The sequence below is a fragment of the Synechococcus sp. RC10B2 genome (assembly GCF_047502635.1).
The window spans coordinates 1-20,409 of sequence record NZ_JANSHO010000009.1 but is presented as its reverse complement, the minus strand read 5'-3'; the positions used below and the strand labels follow the sequence as shown (position 1 = coordinate 20,409).

13 protein-coding genes are annotated in these 20,409 nt (G+C 57.8%); 7 read left to right on the top strand and 6 right to left on the bottom strand.

What is annotated here, in order from left to right:
• Positions 1-151: 151 nt before the first annotated feature.
• Positions 152-1,528, top strand: coding sequence for a hypothetical protein (locus NW855_RS01530; protein ID WP_414508274.1), 1,377 nt, complete (start codon positions 152-154; stop codon positions 1,526-1,528).
• 75 nt (positions 1,529-1,603) lie between these two features.
• On the opposite strand, the gene NW855_RS01525 is transcribed toward NW855_RS01530, so the two are convergent.
• From NW855_RS01525 to psaA, 4 genes are all read right to left on the bottom strand, one after another.
• Positions 1,604-3,160 (bottom strand): phytoene desaturase family protein, encoded by a 1,557-nt coding sequence (locus NW855_RS01525; RefSeq protein WP_414402930.1) that lies wholly within the window; start codon positions 3,158-3,160, stop codon positions 1,604-1,606.
• An 81-nt stretch (positions 3,161-3,241) separates the two neighbouring features.
• Positions 3,242-3,823: a Uma2 family endonuclease gene (locus NW855_RS01520; protein ID WP_414402931.1), complete on the bottom strand. Its 582-nt coding sequence runs from the start codon at positions 3,821-3,823 to the stop codon at positions 3,242-3,244.
• 112 nt (positions 3,824-3,935) lie between these two features.
• Positions 3,936-6,173, bottom strand: coding sequence for a photosystem I core protein PsaB (gene psaB / locus NW855_RS01515; RefSeq protein ID WP_414402932.1), 2,238 nt, complete (start codon positions 6,171-6,173; stop codon positions 3,936-3,938).
• A gap of 21 nt (positions 6,174-6,194) precedes the next feature.
• On the bottom strand, positions 6,195-8,462 hold the full coding sequence (psaA, locus tag NW855_RS01510) for a photosystem I core protein PsaA (protein WP_099812800.1): 2,268 nt from the start codon (positions 8,460-8,462) through the stop codon (positions 6,195-6,197).
• Positions 8,463-8,872: 410 nt separating this feature from the next.
• Between psaA and NW855_RS01505 the strand changes: the two genes are divergently transcribed.
• From NW855_RS01505 to NW855_RS01480, 6 genes are all read left to right on the top strand, one after another.
• Entirely contained in the window at positions 8,873-10,141 is a 1,269-nt protein-coding gene (locus NW855_RS01505; RefSeq protein WP_011431313.1) for a metallophosphoesterase family protein, read from the top strand.
• 2 nt (positions 10,142-10,143) lie between these two features.
• The gene (locus tag NW855_RS01500) at positions 10,144-13,740 is read left to right on the top strand and encodes an AAA family ATPase (RefSeq protein WP_011431312.1); all 3,597 of its coding nucleotides are present in this window, start codon (positions 10,144-10,146) and stop codon (positions 13,738-13,740) included.
• Positions 13,730-14,923, top strand: coding sequence for a DNA double-strand break repair nuclease NurA (locus NW855_RS01495; RefSeq protein WP_011431311.1), 1,194 nt, complete (start codon positions 13,730-13,732; stop codon positions 14,921-14,923). The genes NW855_RS01500 and NW855_RS01495 overlap by 11 nt, the downstream gene beginning before the upstream one ends.
• The gene (locus tag NW855_RS01490; RefSeq protein ID WP_011431310.1) at positions 14,920-15,513 is read left to right on the top strand and encodes a hypothetical protein; all 594 of its coding nucleotides are present in this window, start codon (positions 14,920-14,922) and stop codon (positions 15,511-15,513) included. The genes NW855_RS01495 and NW855_RS01490 overlap by 4 nt, the downstream gene beginning before the upstream one ends.
• On the top strand, positions 15,513-17,237 hold the full coding sequence (locus NW855_RS01485; protein WP_011431309.1) for an ATP-binding protein: 1,725 nt from the start codon (positions 15,513-15,515) through the stop codon (positions 17,235-17,237). Before NW855_RS01490 ends, NW855_RS01485 begins: the two co-directional genes overlap by 1 nt.
• A 163-nt stretch (positions 17,238-17,400) precedes the next feature.
• Entirely contained in the window at positions 17,401-18,024 is a 624-nt protein-coding gene (locus NW855_RS01480) for a hypothetical protein (RefSeq protein ID WP_228375336.1), read from the top strand.
• A 143-nt stretch (positions 18,025-18,167) separates the two neighbouring features.
• Here NW855_RS01480 and NW855_RS01475 read toward each other — a convergent pair whose 3' ends face one another.
• Both NW855_RS01475 and hisA read right to left on the bottom strand, forming a co-directional pair.
• Positions 18,168-19,358 carry a M20 metallopeptidase family protein gene (locus tag NW855_RS01475; RefSeq protein WP_011431307.1) on the bottom strand — a complete coding sequence of 397 codons (1,191 nt, stop codon included), beginning with the start codon at positions 19,356-19,358 and terminating at the stop codon, positions 18,168-18,170.
• A gap of 135 nt (positions 19,359-19,493) precedes the next feature.
• Entirely contained in the window at positions 19,494-20,279 is a 786-nt protein-coding gene (gene hisA / locus NW855_RS01470; RefSeq protein WP_011431306.1) for a 1-(5-phosphoribosyl)-5-[(5-phosphoribosylamino)methylideneamino]imidazole-4-carboxamide isomerase, read from the bottom strand.
• Positions 20,280-20,409: the final 130 nt, after the last annotated feature.

The following is a 20,409-nucleotide window of genomic DNA, read 5'->3' as shown; positions in this document are numbered from 1 at the left end:
CATTTTGTGTGTGAATTTCCCCAGATTAGGGTGTGTGAGGCAGTGCCGTATGAACTTCAAAGGTCGATCATTGGCAGTGTTGTGTGGGGTTTTGCTCTTAGGGGGCTGCGGCGAGGTTAATGAGGCGCCAACCCTACCTGGGCCTGTCCAGGTGGATCCCACAGCGTTTGTCTCGGCCCAGGAGTATCGCTTTACCCCCGGCTCGGTGCTGGAGACCACCAGCCTCCGCTTAGACTATGTCAATCCGAGGTTTGACAACGGGATCCCTGTGCGCACCAACCCCCTCCAAGGCAGCGGTGAAGCTCGCATCGCCAATGTTGAAGCCCGCATCTTGCCTGTGAACGAGATCCCAGCCAATGAACTGACAATCGACTCCACCCTTCGCTCCAGCACGCTGGCCATCCAAATTGGGCGAACCACACCGCTGGTGAATATCACTGCCTTTGGACCCAACGACGGCAGGCTATCTACGCAATTCAATATCGCCGGGCTGGTTGCAATTTCGACCCTCCCCAACGACCAGCGCATTCGGGTGAATACCACCTTCAGGGCTATCCGAGATGACGGCACTGCTTTAACGCTCACCGTGCGCCGCATTTTGGTGAGTAGAAATGGTAATCAAGTCGTCCTGGAGGGAGATTCTTCCCTGATTGTCCCCACTGTGGGTGTATTGTTTGAAAACGGTGGCCCTGGCCCCGGTGGTGAGATTTTGGCGCCTGGCTCCTTTGTCAACCCTCCTCCACCCCAAGGTCCTGTAGTCGCTATTCTCCAAACAGGCAGTTTCTCCGCGAGCTTTGTGGTGCGGCAGCGGGGGGTTGCGGGCGATGGCACTCCTGAGGATGCCTTGGCTCTCTTTGCCCGCCTGAACTTCCGGCCCAACCAGGCGGAGATTGTCTATCGCCCTGCCCAGGTGGGTACGCAGTCGGTACTGTTCGCTCCGGATCCCACTCGTCCAAACATCTTGCCCAATCAGTTGGTTCGCATCCGCCGCTTACTGAACGGTCGTGTTCAAGCGGAGTTTGATCCGGCCAACACCAGCACAGTTCTCAACTTTGTGCAGGTTAGCCCCCCACCGCGACCTTTCCCCACACCGATACCGCAATTGCCGGTTCCTGATCGTCCGGGTGCCCCAACAGTCTTTGATTACTTTTTCTCATTGCGCACAGAGCGCTCTACAGGTACCTTACCCGGCTCGCCCGTGGAAGGAAGCAACCCTGAGCCCGTTATCCTTCAAGGCATTGTACCTACCACAGGAGATTTCGTCTTCCGTACCCTGGCCGGAGCACAATTGGCGGGGCCGTTTAACCGGCTTGATATTGGTGGGGGAACACAAAGAGGAAATCTGAACCTTGTCTTCGATTCAACGACCTCTGCTGAGCGCATTTCCGGCCAGTGGTTCCTGGAACAAGAGTTCCCCACCGGCAACATTGAAGGTGGGACGGAAGATGAACCAGGAAGTCCTGCTAGCCGGGAAGGGGCCATTTTGATCATCCGTGGGTTCTTTGATGGGGCTCAGGTACGGTTGTAATCTGAACAGCCCCGGTTGATCCCCAACCAGGGATCCGTTCCGGCTTGGCCCTTGTGGCTGAGCCTTTTTTGTCCGTTAAAGTTTCGGCAGATCGCTGATCACTACCTGTGCGCAGTTGTGGCCAGGGATCCCGGTCACTCCGCCTCCTGGGTGCGCCCCTGAGCCGCAGAGGTAAAGGCCGGGAATGGGGGATCGATAGTCGGCCAGGCCGGAGATGGGCCGTAGGTTGTAGCTTTGATCCGGCGTCATTTCCCCGTGAAAAATGCTGCCCCCCACAAGGCCGAAGCGGGCCTCCAGATCCACGGGCGACAACATCTGCCGTGCGATCACGGCGTTTTTAATGTTGGGGGCAAATTGGGCGATCTTGTCGATCACCCGATCGGCAAATTCTTCCCGCAGGCCATCGTTCCAGTCTCGCCCTTTGGGTTGGTAAGGCACAAACTGACAGAAACAGGAGAGGATGTGCTTGCCTGGGGGAGCCATTGTCGGGTCGGTGGGGGATTGGCTGTAGATCTCGATAAACGGATCCCGGGAAGGGATCCCGTACTTGCAGTCATCCCAAGCCCGCTCCAGATAGGCCACCGAGGGAGCAATGTCTACCGTGGCGGAACTGACCACTTCTGGGGGCACTTCAGCAGGGGCCGCTGTGTAGCGAGGCAATTCTTCCAGGGCCAAATTGAGCTTGTACACCGGGCCTGAGGTGCGGTAGTGCCGTTCTAGCCGGTCACGCAAGTCTGGGGGCAAAGAGGAGCAGAGTCGCAAAAAGGTGATCTGGGGATGGGCATTGGAGAGAACCGCCCGCGCCCGCACGGTTTCCCCCGATTCGAGGATAACCCCAGCGGCCTGCCCACTCTCCATCAAGATCTCCGCCACTGGAGCAGACGTGCGGATCTCCACCCCTAAGTCCAGAGCTGCCTTGGCCATCGCTTGGGTAATGGATCCCATCCCACCGCGCACATAGCCCCAGACCCCACGCGAGCCAATGGCCCGACCTACCGCATGGACTAGCCAAATGTAGGGCGTACCCGGAGTCATCGGCCCGGCAGAGGTGCCGATCAAAGATTGGGGAGCCATCGCCGCCTTGACCTGCTCCGACTCGAAGAACTCATCCAGGAGATCAGTGGTCGAGAGGAGCATGATGCGGCGGAAATCGTCTTCATAGCCAGCAGCTGCAAAGCGATCCGCCAGTTGCCCCAGTGAAATCGGCGGCTGCATTAAGGTTGGCTCCACCACCTCGTTCACCCGATCCCAAAACTCCTCCCAGCGGTCGTAGGCTTCCGCATCTTTGCGGGAAAACTTGGCAATTTCCGCTTTGCTCTTGGCGCGGTTATCGGCATACAGGAAGAGGTGCTGCCCATCCGGGAAGGGCATGAAATAGGAAGGTTGCTTGGCATAGACCTCAAAGCCATAGTCCGGCAGGCGCAGATCGCGGATGATCTCCGGGCGCAGCAAACTACAGGAGTAGGAAGCCACCGACACGCGAAAGCCTGGGTGAATTTCTTCCGTAATGGCAGCACCACCAACGGTGTGATAGCGCTCCAGCACCAGCACTTTTTGCCCGGCCTTGGCCAAATAGCAAGCGCTCACCAGCCCGTTGTGGCCGGCCCCAATCACCACCGCGTCGTAGCTCATCAACAATCCTTCTGCAAACGCTTCTCCACCCACAATACTCCTGCCAGCCAAGACTCGATCTGCCGGCAAGGGATCCCTGCCTTAACCGATGGAAAAAACCTGATCCAGACTCAACTCTCCAGCCCGGATCCCTGGGATCCCAACTTTCTCCTCGGGGGTGTAAGCCTCTCTTTTCTGGTAAACTCCCGACTCTATTGGCAAGCTGTACGTCTCTAGGCAGTTCTCTTGCAAGTTCAAGATCCAGTAGTTGGGGATCCCGGCTTTGGCGTAGAGTCCGAGTTTGACTTCCCGATCATAGGTAAGGGAAGAATCAGCCACTTCGATGATGAGATAGATGTCTTCAGGCTGAGGATGCCGAGAGCGGTACTCATCCTGCTGAAAGCGCACAATGGCAAAGTCGGGCTCCGGCTCGTGATTGGGGGGCAGTTGCACCGGATCCTGGGTGCGCACAATAGCTTGCTCCTGCACAAGGCCCACCAACAGTCGGTACAGGCGGCTACAGTAGGCGGCGTGCCTCTCCCCTTTCGTCATCTTTTGAACCAGGAGCCCGTCAATCAGCTCCAACTGATTGGGCTCTTCAATCTGTCCAGACTCAATCAGCCGATGAAACTCCTCAAAGGTATATCGCCTGATATAGGGATCCAATCGGGCGGCTAGAGTCATCGACCAAACTCATCAGACCCTAAACTTCATATCACCACTCTACCAACTCACAAAAAAGGGATCCCAAAATAATAGGGATCCCCTTAGGCTTATTCAAATCAGGATTAACCCGCTAGCCAAATTGGGAGGCTGTCGAGGCGATCACAAAGGCCGCGTAGGTCAACACGTAACCCACCGTGAAGTGAGCCAGGCCCACCAGACGACCTTGAACAATCGACAGAGCTACCGGCTTGTCCTTCCAGCGGATCAAGTTGGCCAAGGGGGTGCGCTCGTGCGCCCACACCAGCGTCTCGATCAGCTCTTGCCAGTAGCCGCGCCAGGAGATGAGGAACATGAACCCTGTCGCCCAGACCAGGTGGCCAAACAGGAACATCCAGGCCCAAACCGCCAGGTTATTCATCCCGTAAGGGTTGTAGCCGTTGATCAACTGGGCAGAGTTGGCCCAGAGGTAGTCCCGCAGCCAGCCCATCAGGTAGGTGGAGTTCTCGTTGAACTGGGCGGTGTTGCCGCTCCAGATCCCCAGGTGCTTCCAGTGCCAGTAGAAGGTGACCCAGCCGATGGTGTTCAGCATCCAGAACATGGCCAGGTAGAAGGCATCCCAGGCGGAGATGTCGCAGGTGCCGCCCCGCCCCGGCCCGTCGCAGGGGAAGCTGTAGCCGAAGTCTTTTTTGTCCGGCATCAGCTTGGAGCCACGGGCATCCAACGCCCCTTTGACCAGGATCAACGTGGTGGTGTGCAGGCCCAGGGCAATGGCGTGGTGCACCAGGAAGTCGCCGGGGCCAATAGGCAGGAAGAGGAACCCATTGGGGTCGTTAATGGCTTGCAGCCAGCCTGGCAGCCACACGTTGCCGTGGTTGGGCCAAGCAGTGGAGGCAATGCTGTTGGGATCCGACAACAGCACGTTCATGCCATAGAGCATCTTGCCGTGGGAGGCCTGGATGAACTGGGCAAACACCGGCTCGATCAGGATCTGCTTCTCCGGCGTGCCGAAGGCCTGCATGACGTCGTTGTGGACGTACAGCCCCAGCGTGTGGAAGCCCAAGAACAGCGACACCCAGCTCAGGTGGGAGATGATCGCCTCCTTGTGATCCAGCACCCGCGCCAGCACGTTGTTCTTGTTGGCCTCCGGATCGTAGTCCCGCACCAGGAAGATGGCCCCGTGGGCAAAGGCCCCCACCATCAAGAAGCCAGCGATGTACTGGTGATGGGTGTAGAGAGCCGCCTCCGTGGTGTGATCCATCGACATGAACACGTAGGGGTTGAGGGCGTACATGTGCTGCGCCACCAGCGAGGTCACCACTCCCAAGCAGGCCAGCGCCAACGCCAACTGGAAGTGCAGGGAGTTGTTGACCGTGTCGTAGAGGCCCCTGTGCCCTTCGCCCAGCAGGCCCCCGAAGGGGGTGCCCTTCGGCGGGTTGTGGGCGCCCAGGATCTCGCGGATGCTGTGGCCGATGCCCCAGTTGGTGCGGTACATGTGCCCAGCCACGATGAAGATCACGGCAATGGCCAGGTGGTGGTGGGCCATGTCCGTCAGCCACAGGGACTGGGTGTTGGGGTTGAAGCCGCCCAAGAAGGTAAGGATGGCCGTGCCCGCCCCTTCTGCCGTGCCCCAGACGTGGTTGGCCGTGTCCGGGTTCTGGGCGTACACCCCCCAGTTGAGGGTGAAGAAAGGCTTTAGGCCTGCTGGGTGGGGCAGGGTGGTGAGGAAGTTGTCCCAACCTACGTGCTGACCGCGCGACTCAGGGATGGCCACATGGATCAGGTGGCCCGCCCAAGCCAAGGAGCTGACGCCAAACAGGCCGGCCAAGTGGTGGTTGAGGCGGGCTTCGGCGTTCTTAAACCAGCTCAGGCTAGGGCGGAAGCGAGGCTGCAGGTGCAGCCAGCCGGCAAACAGGAACACCGCTGCTAGTAGCAGTAGGCCAATGGCGCCGGCGTAGAGATCGCCGTTGGTGCGCAGGCCGATGGTGTTGAACCAGTAGTAGAGGCCGGAGTAAGCCGCGTTGACAGGGCCGCCGCCTCCAGGTTGGGTAAAGGCCTCCACCGCCGCCTTGCCGAACTGGGGATCCCAGATGGCGTGGGCGATGGGGGTAACCCCCGTGGGGTTGGCCACCCATTGTTCATAGTTGCCTTGCCAGGCGATGTGAAAGACGTTGCCAGAAGCCCACAGGAAGATGATCGCCAGATGGCCGAAGTGGGTGGCAAACAGCTTTTGGTAAAGCCGCTCCTCCGTCATGCCATCGTGGGTCTCGAAGTCGTGGGCGGTGGCAATGCCGTACCACAGACGCCGAGTGGTGGGATCGCTGGCCAGGTCTTGGCTGAATTGGGGAAAACGAGTTGCAGTAGTTGCCATGGTTTTCTCTTCCTCCTTGCCTTAGCCGAGTGCGGCAAACCGTGCCAGGAAGAACGCCCACGTGGTGACGATCCCGCCCAGCAGGTAGTGGGCCACACCGACCGCCCGACCCTGGATGATGCTCAGGGCGCGGGGTTGGATGGCCGGAGCGACTTTCAGTTTGTTATGGGCCCAGACGATGGACTCAATGAGCTCCTGCCAGTAGCCACGGCCGCTGAACAGGAACATCAAGCTGAAGGCCCAGACGAAGTGGGCACCCAGGAAGAGCAACCCATAGGCCGACAGCTCCGAGCCGTAGGAGTTGATCACCTGCACCGATTGCGCCCACAGGAAGTCCCGCAGCCAGCCGTTGATGTTGATGGCGCTGGTTGCGAAGTTGCCGCCCGTGATGTGCTCGATCGTGCCATCGGGGTTGACGGTGCCCCAGATGTCGCTCTGCATCTTCCAGCTGAAGTGGAAGATCACAATCGAGATGGCGTTGTACATCCAGAACAGCCCCAGGAACACGTGATCCCAGCCGGAGACCTGGCAGGTGCCGCCGCGGCCCGGGCCATCGCAGGGGAAGCGGAAGCCCAGCTTGGCCTTATCGGGGATCAGGCGGGAAGAGCGGGCAAACAGCACCCCCTTGAGCAGGATCAGCACGGTGATGTGGATGGTCATGGCGTGGATGTGGTGCACCATGAAGTCCGCCGTGCCCAACACCATCGGCATCATCGACACCTTGCCGCCCACAGCCACCACGTCGCCGCCGAAGATGGGGCTGACCGAAGCGCCCACATAGGGAGCGGTGCTGGCGATGGCCTTAGTGTGCAGGGATTGAATCCACTGGGCAAAGATGGGCTGCAGTTGGATGCCGGTGTCCGAGAACATGTCCTGCGGACGGCCCAGCGCCTGCATCGTGTCGTTGTGGACGTAGAAGCCGAAGGCGTGGAAGCCCAGGAACAGGCACACCCAGTTCAGGTGGCTGATGATGGCGTCGCGGTGGCGGATCACCCGATCCAAGACGTTGTTGCGGTTCACCGCCGGGTCATAGTCGCGAACCATGTAGATGGCCCCGTGGGCAGCGCCGCCAACGATGAAGATGCCGCCTATCCACATGTGGTGGGTAAAGAGGGAGATCTGGGTGGCGTAGTCGATGCCCATGTAGGGGTAGGGGTTCATGGCGTACATGTGCTGCGCCACGATGATGCTCAGGGATCCCACCATGGCCAAGTTAATGGCCAGTTGGGCGTGCCAGGAGCTGGTCAGCACTTCGTAGAGACCCTTGTGGCCCTCGCCGGTGAAGGGGCCCTTGTGGGCTTCCAGGATCTCTTTGATGGAGTGGCCGATGCTCCAGTTGGTGCGGTACATGTGGCCGGCCACGATAAAGAGCACGGCAATGGCCAGGTGGTGGTGGGCCTGATCCGTCAGCCAGAGGGCGCCCGTTTGCGGATCCAGGCCACCCTTGAAGGTGAGGAACTCCGCGTACTTGCCCCAGTCCAACGTAAAGAAAGGCACCACCCCGCTGAAGAGGCCCCAATCCACGCTGGGGAACATCTCCTTCATCAGGGCCGGCTTGAGGATGAACTCGTGGGGCAGAGGGATCTGAGCCGCCGGCACGCCCGCATCCAACATCTTGTTGATGGGGATGGCCACGTGGATTTGGTGACCGGCCCAGGCCAGCGAGCCCAGCCCCAGCAGGCCCGCCAGGTGGTGGTTGAGCATCGACTCCACGTTTTGGAACCACTCCAGCTTGGGAGCCCGCTTGTGGTAGTGGAACCAGCCGGCGAACAGGCAGAGGCCAGCCATCACCAGACCGCCGATAGCGGTGCAGAGGAGTTGAAACTCATTGGTGATGCCGGCAGCTCGCCAGAGGTGGAATAGACCCGACGTGATGCGGATCCCTTCAAAGCCGCCGCCCACATCGCCGTTGAGGATCTCCTGGCCGAAGATGGGCCAGACCACTTGGGCGCTGGGCTTGATGTTAATCGGATCCGCCAGCCAAGCAGAATAGTTGGAGAACTGAGCTCCGTGGTAGTACATGCCGCTCAGCCAGACAAAGACCACCGCCAGGTGGCCGAAGTGAGCGGAGAAGATCTTCCGAGAGACGTCTTCTAAGTCGCTGGTGTGACTGTCGAAGTCATGAGCAAGAGCATGGAGGTTCCAGATCCAGGTCGTGGTCTTGGGCCCACGCGCCAGGCTGCGATCGAAGTGCCCCGGCTTGGCCCACTTCTCAAATGAGGTGGGGACCGGATCGATATCCACCGAAACCTTGACCTTTGGCTCTCGCTCCTTTGGCGTAGTTGTCATCAAGAACTCCTCTCTTGCGACAAGGAACGAAGCGCTCCCGCCTGTCTGCAGCCGTGAAGCTCGGGGATCTCTCCCAAGGCGGGATTTACCTGGCATTATAGGTCAGCCTTTGTAACCCCCCCGTCGCTTCACAATAATTAAACCAGGGATCCCTTGCCCTATCGGAGTTAGGGTTGCTTGGCAATCGTTTCTCCAATAAAGATGTAAATATATGTAACGAACTTTCACCAACCCAAGCTGTGCCCATGAAAGGTTGGAACTGGGCAACAGGCAGCGCGGCGGGGCGGCGCCTAGCTCTAGGGGTGGCAACCCGAGCAAAGCCGCAAATGGCCGGGAAGGGATCCCTATATCTAGTTGAGCACTGAGGTTTGTCTGCTAAACTGTGGGCAATTTGCTGGCAGGTTCGGGCGATGGCCACTTCCACCTGCACCTTTTTGCACCTGGCCGATGTGCATCTGGGCTACGACCGCTACAACAGCCCGGAGCGGAGCAAAGATTTCTTTTTGGCCTTTCGGGATGTGGTGCGCCGCCATGCCATCCAGAACCCGGTGGATTTTGTCCTCATTGCCGGGGATCTGTTTGAGCACCGGCAAATTCAGCCCGGTGTCCTCAACCAAGCCCAGATTGTCTTGCGGGAGCTGAAGCAGGCCGGGATCCCCGTCTTGGCCATTGAGGGCAACCACGACAGCCGCCCCTACGGTGTCAAGACCAGTTGGCTGCGCTACCTGGCCGATCACGGCGACCTGATCCTGCTGGAGCCGGAAGCAGGCGAGGAGGGTTTAGAGCTGCGCCCCTGGTCAGGTGGGCGGGGGGGCTATCTGGATCTGCCCTGTGGGGTGCGGGTGATCGGATCCCAGTGGTATGGGTCGGCGGCCCCCAAGTCGATTGAGCAGTTGGCGGCGGCCATTCGCCGGTTGCCCCCTGGCCCTGAGCGGGTGGTGCTCATGTTCCACCACGGCCTGGAAGGCCAAATTGCTCGCTACCAGGGCGCCTTGCGCTACCGGGATCTGCTGCCTTTGCGGGAGGCAGGGGTGGGCTATTTAGCCTTGGGACATATCCACAAAAGCTATACAGAAGAAGGCTGGATCTTCAATCCGGGATCCCTGGAGGCTAACAGTACTGCCGAGTGGGACTTTCCGCGGGGAGCCTACCGCGTCCGCTGGGGAGAGGGCCCGCCTCAGGCTGAGCTGGTGCAGGACTACTACCGGCGGCCTCACCGACGGATCTCTCTTGAGGCCAAGGGCCGGGAAACGCCCGAAGAGATTGCTGCAGCCGCAATTGCCTTGGCCAAGGGATCCGACCTTCCCGAAGGTGGGCCAGCGCCAATGGTGGAGTTTCGGCTGGCGGGGCAGGTGGGCTTTGCCAAGCACGAGTTGGATAGCCGCGCCCTGCAGCAGCAGATTCAGCAGCTTACCGGTGCCCTGCTGGTTCTCTTCCGCTTCGAAGCCACTACTTTGGAGATCGGGTCGGCTGCTCTTTCCCTCGAAGAAGAAGGGCGCAGGCTGCAAATTGAAGAGAAAATCTACAGGGATCTGCTGAGCAGCCATGCCCACTACCGCAAGCGCAGCGAAGAGCTGGCACGGTTACTCTTAGATCTCAAAGAGAAAATCTTAGATGAGCAAGGCGAAGCGGAAGTGTACGCTCACCTGAGCGGCGCCTTTCTGGGGGAAGAAGACTGACCATGCGGATCCTCTCTTTGGCTCTGCAGAACTTCAAGTCTCATGAGGACGCCTTCTTCGAGTTTGAGCCCGGTATCAACGCCATTTGTGGAGAAAATGGAGCAGGCAAAACCAGCATTCTAGAGGCCATCGCCTGGGTTTTGTTTGACTACTGCCCCTACAACCAAGAAGAACTCATCCGCACAGGGGCCAGCGATGCGGTGGCTACTGTCCAGTTTATCTCCCAGTGGGATCAGCGCACCTACGACGTTCGCCGCAGTGTCAGGCAGGGATATCGCCTCTTCGATCCGCAATTGAAGCAGCGCCTAGATTACGAGCGCAAGGCAGATGTGCTAGCGTGGCTGAGGCAACATTTGGGTGTGCCCGCCGGTACTGATTTGGCGCGGCTCTTTGCTACAACGATTGGGGTGCCCCAGGGCACTTTCACAGCAGATTTTCTCAAAACCAGTCGGGAGCGGAAAGAAGTTTTCGACCGCATCTTGAAGGTAGAAGAGTACCAGCAAGTTGCAAAGGATCTGCTGGCAGTTGAAAAATACAGCGAGGCGCAAGTTCTGGCCGTCAAGCATCAAATTGAGCTGCTCCATCAACAGATGCAAGACTGGGATCCGCTGCAAGTAGAGCAGCAGAGAATCGAGCAAGAACTGAGCCACTGGCAGGAGCGCTTAAGCCACCATACCCATACCTTGGCCGAGGTGAAGCTGGAGCTGGAGCGGCTGGAGAAGCTGCTTGAGCAAATCCAAACGCTCGACCGGCAAATTGCTCAACTGGAGCAAGAGGGATCCCTGCTGGCAGTAGCCCTTGAGCAAGCCGAAAAGCTGTGGGCAGAGGCCCAGCGAGCGCAGGCACAACAACAGCACCACCAAGAGGGATCTCAGCGCTTTTTGGCCATAGAAGATCGGTTGCGGGAGCTGGAAAAGCAACGGCAGCAGCGCCTGGAGTGGCTGAAGCGGCGGGAGGCCCTGCTCTCGCAAAAGCAGAACCTCGAAAACCAACTGGCGAGGCTGCAGGAAAAACTCAGCCAACAACAGCGCTGCAAGCAGGAGCTAGAGGAGCTGGCTCCCCAAATTCAAGCCCAAGAGGAGCTAGAGCGCCGGCAAAGCCATTGGGCTCAGCAGCTCGACACCTTGCTCCAACTGCACCGCGAATGGGAGCAGCTTCAGGGAGAATGGTCAGCCCACGCCGGGCGCTGTCAACTGCTGCAAAGCCGCGTCCAAGAGGCTGAACAGGCGCAGGCCATCTGTCAACAGCACGAATCGGCCTACAGGCGTTATCTGGAGTTGGAGGCTTGGGTGGCAGAGCAAGAGGCGTTGCGACGAACACGGCAGACCTTGACAGCTCAGCGGGAAACTTTACGGCAGCAGCTCCACCAACTCCAACTGCGAGAATCTGAATATCGACAGCAGCTCCAACTCTTCCAGAAAATCGAGGAGGAAAAGCTACACCTGCAAACGCTCTGCGAAAAGCAAACCGTCCTGGAACAACGGTACTCTCAAATTGGCCAGAAGTTGGCCTCTTTTCAGGCCCTGCGCCTAGAGCTAAGACAGAGAGAAACAGAACAGGAACAGGGCCGGGCCCAGTTGGAACAGTTGCGGCTGCAGCTTCGACAGCGACAGGCCGATCGAGAGCACGTAGCCAAGATTCCCCTCCTGGAGGCTCAACAAGAGCGACTGCAAACTCAGCTCAGCCGCCTAGCCGCGGCGCGGCAATTTCAGCGGGAACTCCAAGCCCTTTTCGAGCAGGGCTCTCACCAACTGGCCCAGCACAACCGCAGCATTCAAACTCTTGTGGAGGAGCTGGCCGCTTGCCAACAGAGTTATCCGCAACTCCAACCTCTATGGCAGCGGATCCCGCAAGTTCTGGCCCAGTCTTCAGCCCTCAGCCAACAGTTACTGCAATCCATCCAACAAATCCTACAGGATCTTTCCCCCCAAACTTGCGAGCCTCAGCTACGCCAGCAACTGGCTGATATCCAGGAGCAACTCAAGACTTTGCAGCCCCTGCTGGGCTTAACGGCGCAGATTCCCGAGTTAGAAGCTCAAATTCAACAGTTGCTGCAATGGCAAAACGAACGCCAGAGCAAAATTGAGGATCTTCAGTGGAGCCTCGAGGCAGAGCCAGACTTTCTTCGGCAACAACAGGAAATTGGCCAAGCGCTGCAGGCACTGGGGGATCCCAGGGGGCAAATCCAGCGCCTGGAAAAGGAGCTCAACAATAAGCCGAGAGTTGAGCAAGAGTACCAGCAAGTTGTAGCCAGCATCCAGCAACTTCAACAACAGATACAAGCCCTAGAGCAGCAGCTTCAGCCCCTTGCCGATCTAGACGAGAGAATTGCCGCTTTACGGGAGGAGCAGAGTTGCCATCGCAACAGCTATGAAACCGTTATCCGTATGCAACCACTTGTCCAAAGTTTGCCACAACGAAAAGATGAACTGCAAACAGCTCAGTTGGCTCTAGAACAGATCCAGCAAGCTAAGCAGGAAAAACAAGCCCAAATTGATCGCTGGGAGAAAATAGAGGGATCCAAAGATTACCTGCAAGCCCAAATTGTAAAAGCCGCCGAAACCTTGAAGTCCCTGGGGGATCCGAGAAGCCGGGCTGAGTGGCTGAAAGCGGAGCTCAAGCTGGAAAGACAGTACCTGCAAACGCAGGCAGGTTGCCTACAGCAAATCCAGGATTTGGAGGCAGCACTCCGCCCCCTCGAGGAAGCGCTGCTGCAAACCGAACACCTGGATCGAGAGCTGGGATCCCTGCAAGAACAGCGCGAACACTACCGAGCGGATCACGAGCAATATCTAGGTCTGGAGCCTATTGCCAAACTGCTCCCCCAACGAGAACGGAAGCTCAGTGAACTGAAGGCGCAACAGCAAGCATTGCAAACCCAACTGTCCCAATTGCGGGCACAGCGGGATCCTTTGGCTTCCCTCTATCAGCCTCAGGAGCACCAACGTCTGCGCTCCCTTTTGCAGGCCACCGAAATTCAAAAGGCCGAGGCTCAAGCTCGCCTGGAAAGCCTTGCCCCTCAACTACAGAAAATCCAGGAAAGGTTACAGCAACTGGAGCGGGTGAGAGAAACCTTAAAACAAGTCGAGACGCAACGAATCGAGAAAGAGCGTCTGCATCGCTTCATTAAGTTTAGCCGAGATACCTACAAAAAGGCTGGCCCTCAAATTACCCAATACTATCTACAGCAGATCAACAACATTGCCGATCACCTCTTCCGGGAAATCCTCAACCGCCCCAATGTTGCCCTCACCTGGGAGGCCGACTACGAGATCCGCGTTCAAGAGGGAGGCGGCCCCAAACGACGTTTTGCCAGCCTTTCTGGAGGAGAGCAGATGTCGGCAGCTCTGGCAGTTCGCCTAGCCTTGCTCAAGGTGTTAGGACAGTTGGATATTGCCTTCTTCGACGAGCCCACCACCAACATGGACGCCCAGCGCCGACAGCGATTGGCCGAGTCCATTACCAATTTGCGCTCTTTTGAGCAGCTATTTGTGATCAGCCACGACGATACCTTTGAGCAAGTAACGGAGAACATCATTCGGGTGGAGAGGCACGCTGGCTCTGGCCAGATGAGGAGGGATCCCACCTATGGTATTTAGAGCTGACCGGGTTCTAGCAGTATTGCAGCAAAAGCGGGAGGCTTTCGTCACTTTTGATCAAGGGCTATCGGAGCGCAGAGAGGGATATCGGCAGGCCATGGAAAGATTGTGCCAGTGGTCGAGCGCAGAGATTGCCGAAAAAATAGCGCCCTTGGACTTTCCGGGTGCTCTACCTACTCAAGAGTGGGATCTTTACTCCAGTTGGTCAGTTCCTTTTGAACAGGCATGGACTAGCCATGAGGAAAGCGATGAATGGGCAAGGTCGATTATTAAAAATATTTCCACCTTTGCAGTAGATGGATCCCAAATCTATCCCAGCAAGGATCTGTCAATTCCGGTGGCCTTGGTGCAGATCGGCTGGTATGAGAATCATCACTGTGCCCAAGGCCTGTACGAAAAAGATATTCAAGTCGATGTACTGACTCCAAAGGATTTGGGATCCGATAGCAGCGGCGAGCCCAAAGAGCGCGTCGTCAACATGCGTCGCTTCCAAATGGAAACAGAAAAGCTGGTGGAATATATCCGGGGAGCTCAGCCTGGATCCCGAAAGTTGGCCTTTTTAGATGGGGCTCTGGTGGCTACCTTTGCGGAAGCCCTTGAGCCAGAAAGCCGAGATTTCTACGTACAATGTTTACTCCAGGTGCTGCGGGCCAGCGAGCAAAACCAGATCCCTGTTGTGGCCTACATCGACACTACCTATACCTCAGATCTGGTGACATTGCTGCGGCATTGCTTCGATCTTCCTGAAGCTCCTCAGCTTCACGATGCCCAACTCCTCAGCCCGTGGCTGGAGTGGGGGGAGCGCACCCCTTTTTTTATCTGTGCTCGCGGCGGCAGCCTTAACCCTCAAGATGGGATCCTCAACTCTTACCAAGAAATGCGAGAGCGAGTGGGATTTGTTTATTTGCGCACCAACGACAACTTTCCGGCCCGGCTGGAGATACCGGTTTGGGTTTACGAGGCAGGACTTTTGGACTGGGTCGTGGATCTGGTGCGCTGCGAGGTCATCATTGGTAGAGGCTATCCCTATGTGTTAGAGACAGCCGATCAAATAGCCGTTATTCGCAATGAGGATCGCAACCTTTTCCTGCGCCTGATGCAAGATTGGGCAAGCCGCGAGAAGCTCAACCTCAGGTTATCTCGGAAAACGGTGAGTAAACTGCAGCGGAGGCGAGTCCGATGAGATTGGGCAAGGTGGTTCGCTCCAACAATCACTGCGACTACGTAGTGCAGGTGGATGACGCCCTAGAAGTCAAAAATCCTCCCTCTCCTGATGACTATGGCTTTGGCAGCTTTGTTAAGCTGGAGAATGATCAACGGCACTGGGCTGTAGGTCTGGTCTATAACACCCAAATTGTAAACCCGCTCTTTCTCAACTCCGGCCCGCGCCTCTCCAGCCAGCCGGATCCCTATTTTTCCCCCGATTTACAAAACGAGGTGCGCACGCTGCTTTCGGTGGTTCTCATCGGAGCTTTGGACGAAGAGCGGGGCTGTGGCCGGCAAGGGATCCCGCGCGTGGTGGTGCCTGTGAACACGCCCGTTTTTCGCATGAGCCAAGAAGAAATCCTACGTTTTCACCAAGATCCCCAAGGTCAAACCCAATTTTCGTATTATGGATTGCTCTTGAGCAGCGGCGGCAACTTTGCCGACCACCTTGTTTATCAAGTCTTGAATGATATCATACCCATGTTTTCCGATCCGGCTCAACGGCGGGCCCTGCAAATTCTAAGCAAAGAACTGGCCTGGAAAATGACCGTAGGAGCGATGCGCTGATGACCAAAAAAACTGTAGGGATCGCCCAGTCTCTTGACAATGGACACTATCCAAAAGCTGTCTTCTCCTCCGATGAAGAGGCCCCAGAAGTAATCGGCACTGTCAAGGGCCCCGGTGAAACCTCCAACCAGTATGTTTTTATCACCTCCAATACCCAAGCTGTAAGAGTAGGCGATTTTGTCTACTATGAGGTTCAGGATACCCAGTCCCAAACCCTGAAAATTCTCGGCAAGATCAGGCAAGTCCAGCTCTTGGATCACATTCCCGATCGCATCTTTGCCGACACCGAGATCGATCCCAGCACCATTGTGGCTTTGGTGGGCTTTACCCACCCCAACCCGGAAATCTACGCAGTTACCGTCGAGGTCATCGGCTATTTTCACCGCGCCATGGGCTTTATTAACCCCCGTCGCCCTCCGGATCCCGGTGCCAAAGTCTTTTTGGCCTCCAATCGTCTGCTGAAATCGATTTTGAACAAACGAGATGAAACAGCCGTTGGGGGCGCTCACTTGGGCAGCCTGTTGTTGCGCGACGAGGGAGCGGTGCCCGTGGTGCTGGATGTCAAGGAAATGGTTAGCACCCATCTGGCTATTTTGGCGGGGACGGGATCCGGAAAATCCTACACGGCGGGGGTCTTGATTGAAGAGCTGATGTTGCCCAAAAACCGGGCTGCTGTTCTCATTTTTGATCCCCATGGGGAATACCATACACTGGCAGAGATGCAGTCCCACCCCAAGTTTTTGGGCGAAGACGGCTACCGCCCTAAGGTTAAGGTTCTCTCCCCACAGGAAATCAAGATCCGCGTGTCTTCTCTCAACTTTTTCGATATCCTTACCCTCTTGCCAGAGACCACCGACCGGCAGAAATCTTTCCTAGAGAAAGCTTTCCGCAAGGTTACCCAGTTCAATCCACTACGTTGGACAATTCGGGATCTGATCGACACCGTCAACGAAGAAGATTCGGCAGAGGACGGATCCCGGGGATCCTCAGCCGCTGCTTTGGAGTGGAAGCTAGAGCAGATCGATCGCTCTCCCTACTTTAGCAATGTGGAACACCTGGCCCCCAAGGATTTGTTTGAGCCAGGGCAGGTAACCATTTTGCAGATGCACGAGATTAGCCAGGAAGAGCAGCAAGTCATTGCCGCCGCCATCCTGCGCCAGGCCAATTACGCCCGCATTAACACCCATAAAGGCAAGATCCAACCGGGGGATGAAAATTACCTGCCCTATCCTGTTTTTATCTTGTTGGAAGAGGCCCATCGCTTTGCCCCTGCCCACGAGCCCTCCCGCTGCAAGCAGGTGTTGCGCACCATTCTCAGCGAAGGGCGGAAGTTTGGCTTAGGAGTAGGTCTAATCACGCAACGCCCCGGCAAGCTGGACTCGGACATTCTATCGCAATGCATGAGCCAATTTTTGATGCGAATTGTCAACCCTTCCGATCAAGAAAATCTGCGCCACAGTGTTGAGGCTGCCGGACGGGATTTGTTACAGGAATTGCCGGCTTTGAGCAAGGGTCAGGTGATTGTCTCCGGCGTGTGTGTCAATACCCCTGTTCTGTGTAAAGTACGGCAGCGCTACACCCAGCATGGTGGCGAAACACTTGATATCCTCGGCTTGTGGCAAAATCACTTTCAGCCCCACCGACGACAGGATCGCGTAGCCCAATCTGCCCCTCTCAGGCCACGTTCTCAGCCTCAGGTGGTCGAGGGATTGAGCATTGACTAGAGATCGTTAAAAGCTGGGGTCAATTGGCAGCCGGCTATCCTGTCTATAAACGCTGAGCCAAAAAAATCTATGCAGCTTAGAATGGTTCATGTCCATGTCTAGATTGCAACGCTTCCCAACTGCTCTGGGATCCCAAGCTCTTTCCAATCAGGAGAGATAAGAGTTGCCGCTCAAAAATTTGAGCGATGGTTTGCTACCGGTGGAGAAGAAAGTCGTGGTGAAAAAGCAAGCTCTTTGGCGAGGCTGGGTGGGCATTGCCGCTGTGGCCCTGCTGGGATCCGGCCCTGCCTATGCCCAGTTGCGGCTGATCCCTGAGGCGGCGCGGCAGGTCTACGAGGCCTTGCCAGATCTGCCTCTGGAAAACACCTATACCCCCGTGAACCCCAATGACGGCGGCCCCGCGCCTGAGGAAGATACCTTGGTGCGGCGGATGATGGTCTATCACTTGCAGGTGGTCGGTCGCTCTCCTACCGACCGCTTTGACTGGCAACTGACGCTAGCAGACTATCTGGACGCCAACGAGCCGATAGTTGCCCAGCGCTACCCCGGTGCCGAGCGGCTGACGGTCAACCCCTATGCCCAAGACAAGGCAGCCGTGCAAGCCCTGAGCCGGCAACAGCGACAGGCCCTGCTGCGGGAGCTTGTGCTCGCCTTCGGCGGGGATCCCGATCCCAAGCCCCTGTACATTCCCGCCGACTTGAATCCTGTCCCCGCTCCTGCCACCCCAAAACCGCTGGAACGCTTGCCGATTCCCGGCGCTGGATCCGCCGACCTACTTCGGCCCTAGAGGGAGTCTCCCCTCACCCCCGGCCCCTCTCCCAGAGGGTATCCCTCACCCCCAGCCCCTCTCCCTGAGGGAGAGGGGAGCTAGGATTTGACGTAGCGAACGGCTTATTCAAATGGTCACAGCTTTTTTGGGAAGTGCCCCCTTTAATCCAAAGTCTTTCCAGTGTAGTTTTCAATGCAGCGCAAGAACAGCTCTACCCCAATGCCGAGGGCAGCTTCGTCAAAGTCAAAGCGGGGATGGTGATGGGGATAATCTAGCCCTTTGGCAGGGTTGGCGGATCCCAGGAAAAAGTAGCAGCCGGGCACCTCGTTGAGGAAAAACGAGACGTCCTCGCCGCCCATGGTCATCTCTGGAATAATCGCCGCTTCTGAACCGAACAGCTGGCGGGCGGCTTGTTCTACCAGGGCTGCCATGGCCGGGTCATTGTGAACCGCCGGATAGCCCCGCTCGTACTGGAACTCGTAGGTGGCCCCATAGGCTTGGCAAATGCCGGCCACGATTTCTTCTATACGTCTTGCAAGCAAATCCCGCACTTCCGGCTGAAAGCTGCGCACGGTGCCCCAAATTTCTGCCCGGGGAGCAATGACATTGAAGGTGTCGCCGGCCCGGAAGCGGCCCACCGTCACCACCGCCGGCTGCAGCGGATCCACGTTGCGGGAGACGATGGTCTGCAAAGCGCTCACAATGTGGGATCCCACCACAATGGCGTCCACCGTCTGCTGAGGAAGAGCGGCATGGCCACCGCGCCCAATGACCTCGATTTGAAAGCGATCGGCAAAGGCCATCGAGGGGCCGCTTTTGACGCCAATGGTGCCCAGAGGTCGGTTGTTCCACAGGTGTAAGCCGAGGATGGCTTCTACATCTGGGTTCTTCAGCACCCCCGCTTCCACCATTGGCTTGGCTCCGCCGGGGCCTTCTTCAGCAGGCTGGAAAATAACTTTGACGGTGCCTCTGAGGCTTTGGCGGTGCTGCTGCAGCAGCTTGGCGGTGCCCAGGGCAATGGCCGTGTGGCCATCATGGCCGCAGGCGTGCATAACGTTGGGGATGGCGGAACGGTATTCGACCTCGTTGGCCTCGTGAATGGGTAGGGCATCCATGTCGGCCCGCAGCGCCAAAACCGGCCCTGGCTCTTCTCCCGCGATGGTGGCCACAATGCCGGTGTGGGCGATGCCGGTCTGGTGCGGGATCCCCCAACTTCTCAGGCGGTGGCTGATGTAGGCGGCGGTTTGCTTCTCCTGGAAACCCAGCTCTGGATACTTGTGCAGGTGGCGGCGCCAGGTCACCAACTCCGGCTGTAAGGCTTGAACGGCAGGGCGAAGGGCGGGAACTTCCATGGCTATCCTAAAAAACGCTTAGACAAGAGTCAGCCTGGGGAAGATCTTCCTTCCCGGTTGGTTTCCTAGAAGCTGTTTAGAGTTACATGTCGATTCCGTCCAGTATGGCAAAAGTTTTGCCAGGGCTGTTTCTCCCTAGGCCCACCGGGATCCAGTTTCTGGCGGCAGATCTTGCCAGCGGCCCGGCCCCACGGCGCGCAACGCCTCTGGCAGGGAGATAGCTCCTGAGTAGAGGGCCTTGCCCAGAATGGCTCCGGCCAAACCCGGCAAGCTCAGCAGGGCAAGCAAATCGGTGAGCGAGCCAATCCCCCCGGAAGCGATAACCGGCAGGCGGGAGACAGCCAGGATCTGGCGCAACTGCTCTAGGTTGGGGCCGGCCAGGGTGCCGTCCCGGCCAATGTCGGTGTAGATGATCCCGGCAGCCCCTTGGGCTTGGACCCGTTGCACCAGCTCGGTGGCGGCTAGGGGAGTGGTGCTCAGCCAGCCGCGGGTGGCTACCTGACCTTGGCGGGCGTCGATCCCCACCCAGATGCGTCCCGGCAAAGCCTGGGTCATGGCCTCCAGCAGGGCGGGATCCTCTACAGCCACCGTGCCGACGATCACCCGCTCCACCCCCAAGTCCAGCAACTGCCGCGCCCGCTCCAGGGATCGGATCCCACCCCCCACCTGTACCGGGATGGCCAGTTTGCGGACAATGTCTGCAATGATGGGCAGGTTAACCGGATCCCCGCTTTTGGCCCCGTCCAGATCCACCACATGCAGGCGAGGCGCCCCTTGGGTGGCCCAGATTTCTGCCTGCTGGACGGGGTCGGCGGCCACCTGCTCGGCTTGGGCGTAATCGCCTTGGTAAAGACGCACGGCGCGGCCTTGTAAAAGGTCGATGGCGGGGATCACCTCGAGAAAGGCACTGGCGTGAGGCATGATGGGATCCCTGGAGAAGAGCTTTTCCAGTATCGCCTGAGTATTGACACTCCCACCGCCTAAAGGCGGGGGATGCTTACGCAGTCCACAAAAGAACCCGCAACGGCGTTGTCAAAGCGCCTCTAGACAG

What these genes read in the sequence shown, in the direction of transcription:
- NW855_RS01485 (WP_011431309.1), top strand. Translation starts at nt 15,513, where the DNA reads ATGACCAAAAAAACTGTAGGGATCGCCCAGTCTCTTGACAATGGACAC.
- NW855_RS01505 (WP_011431313.1), top strand. Translation starts at nt 8,873, where the DNA reads ATGGCCACTTCCACCTGCACCTTTTTGCACCTGGCCGATGTGCATCTG.
- hisA (WP_011431306.1), bottom strand. Translation starts at nt 20,279, where the DNA reads ATGCCTCACGCCAGTGCCTTTCTCGAGGTGATCCCCGCCATCGACCTT.
- NW855_RS01495 (WP_011431311.1), top strand. Translation starts at nt 13,730, where the DNA reads ATGGTATTTAGAGCTGACCGGGTTCTAGCAGTATTGCAGCAAAAGCGG.
- psaA (WP_099812800.1), bottom strand. Translation starts at nt 8,462, where the DNA reads ATGACAACTACGCCAAAGGAGCGAGAGCCAAAGGTCAAGGTTTCGGTG.
- psaB (WP_414402932.1), bottom strand. Translation starts at nt 6,173, where the DNA reads ATGGCAACTACTGCAACTCGTTTTCCCCAATTCAGCCAAGACCTGGCC.
- NW855_RS01475 (WP_011431307.1), bottom strand. Translation starts at nt 19,358, where the DNA reads ATGGAAGTTCCCGCCCTTCGCCCTGCCGTTCAAGCCTTACAGCCGGAG.
- NW855_RS01500 (WP_011431312.1), top strand. Translation starts at nt 10,144, where the DNA reads ATGCGGATCCTCTCTTTGGCTCTGCAGAACTTCAAGTCTCATGAGGAC.
- NW855_RS01520 (WP_414402931.1), bottom strand. Translation starts at nt 3,823, where the DNA reads ATGACTCTAGCCGCCCGATTGGATCCCTATATCAGGCGATATACCTTT.
- NW855_RS01490 (WP_011431310.1), top strand. Translation starts at nt 14,920, where the DNA reads ATGAGATTGGGCAAGGTGGTTCGCTCCAACAATCACTGCGACTACGTA.
- NW855_RS01525 (WP_414402930.1), bottom strand. Translation starts at nt 3,160, where the DNA reads ATGAGCTACGACGCGGTGGTGATTGGGGCCGGCCACAACGGGCTGGTG.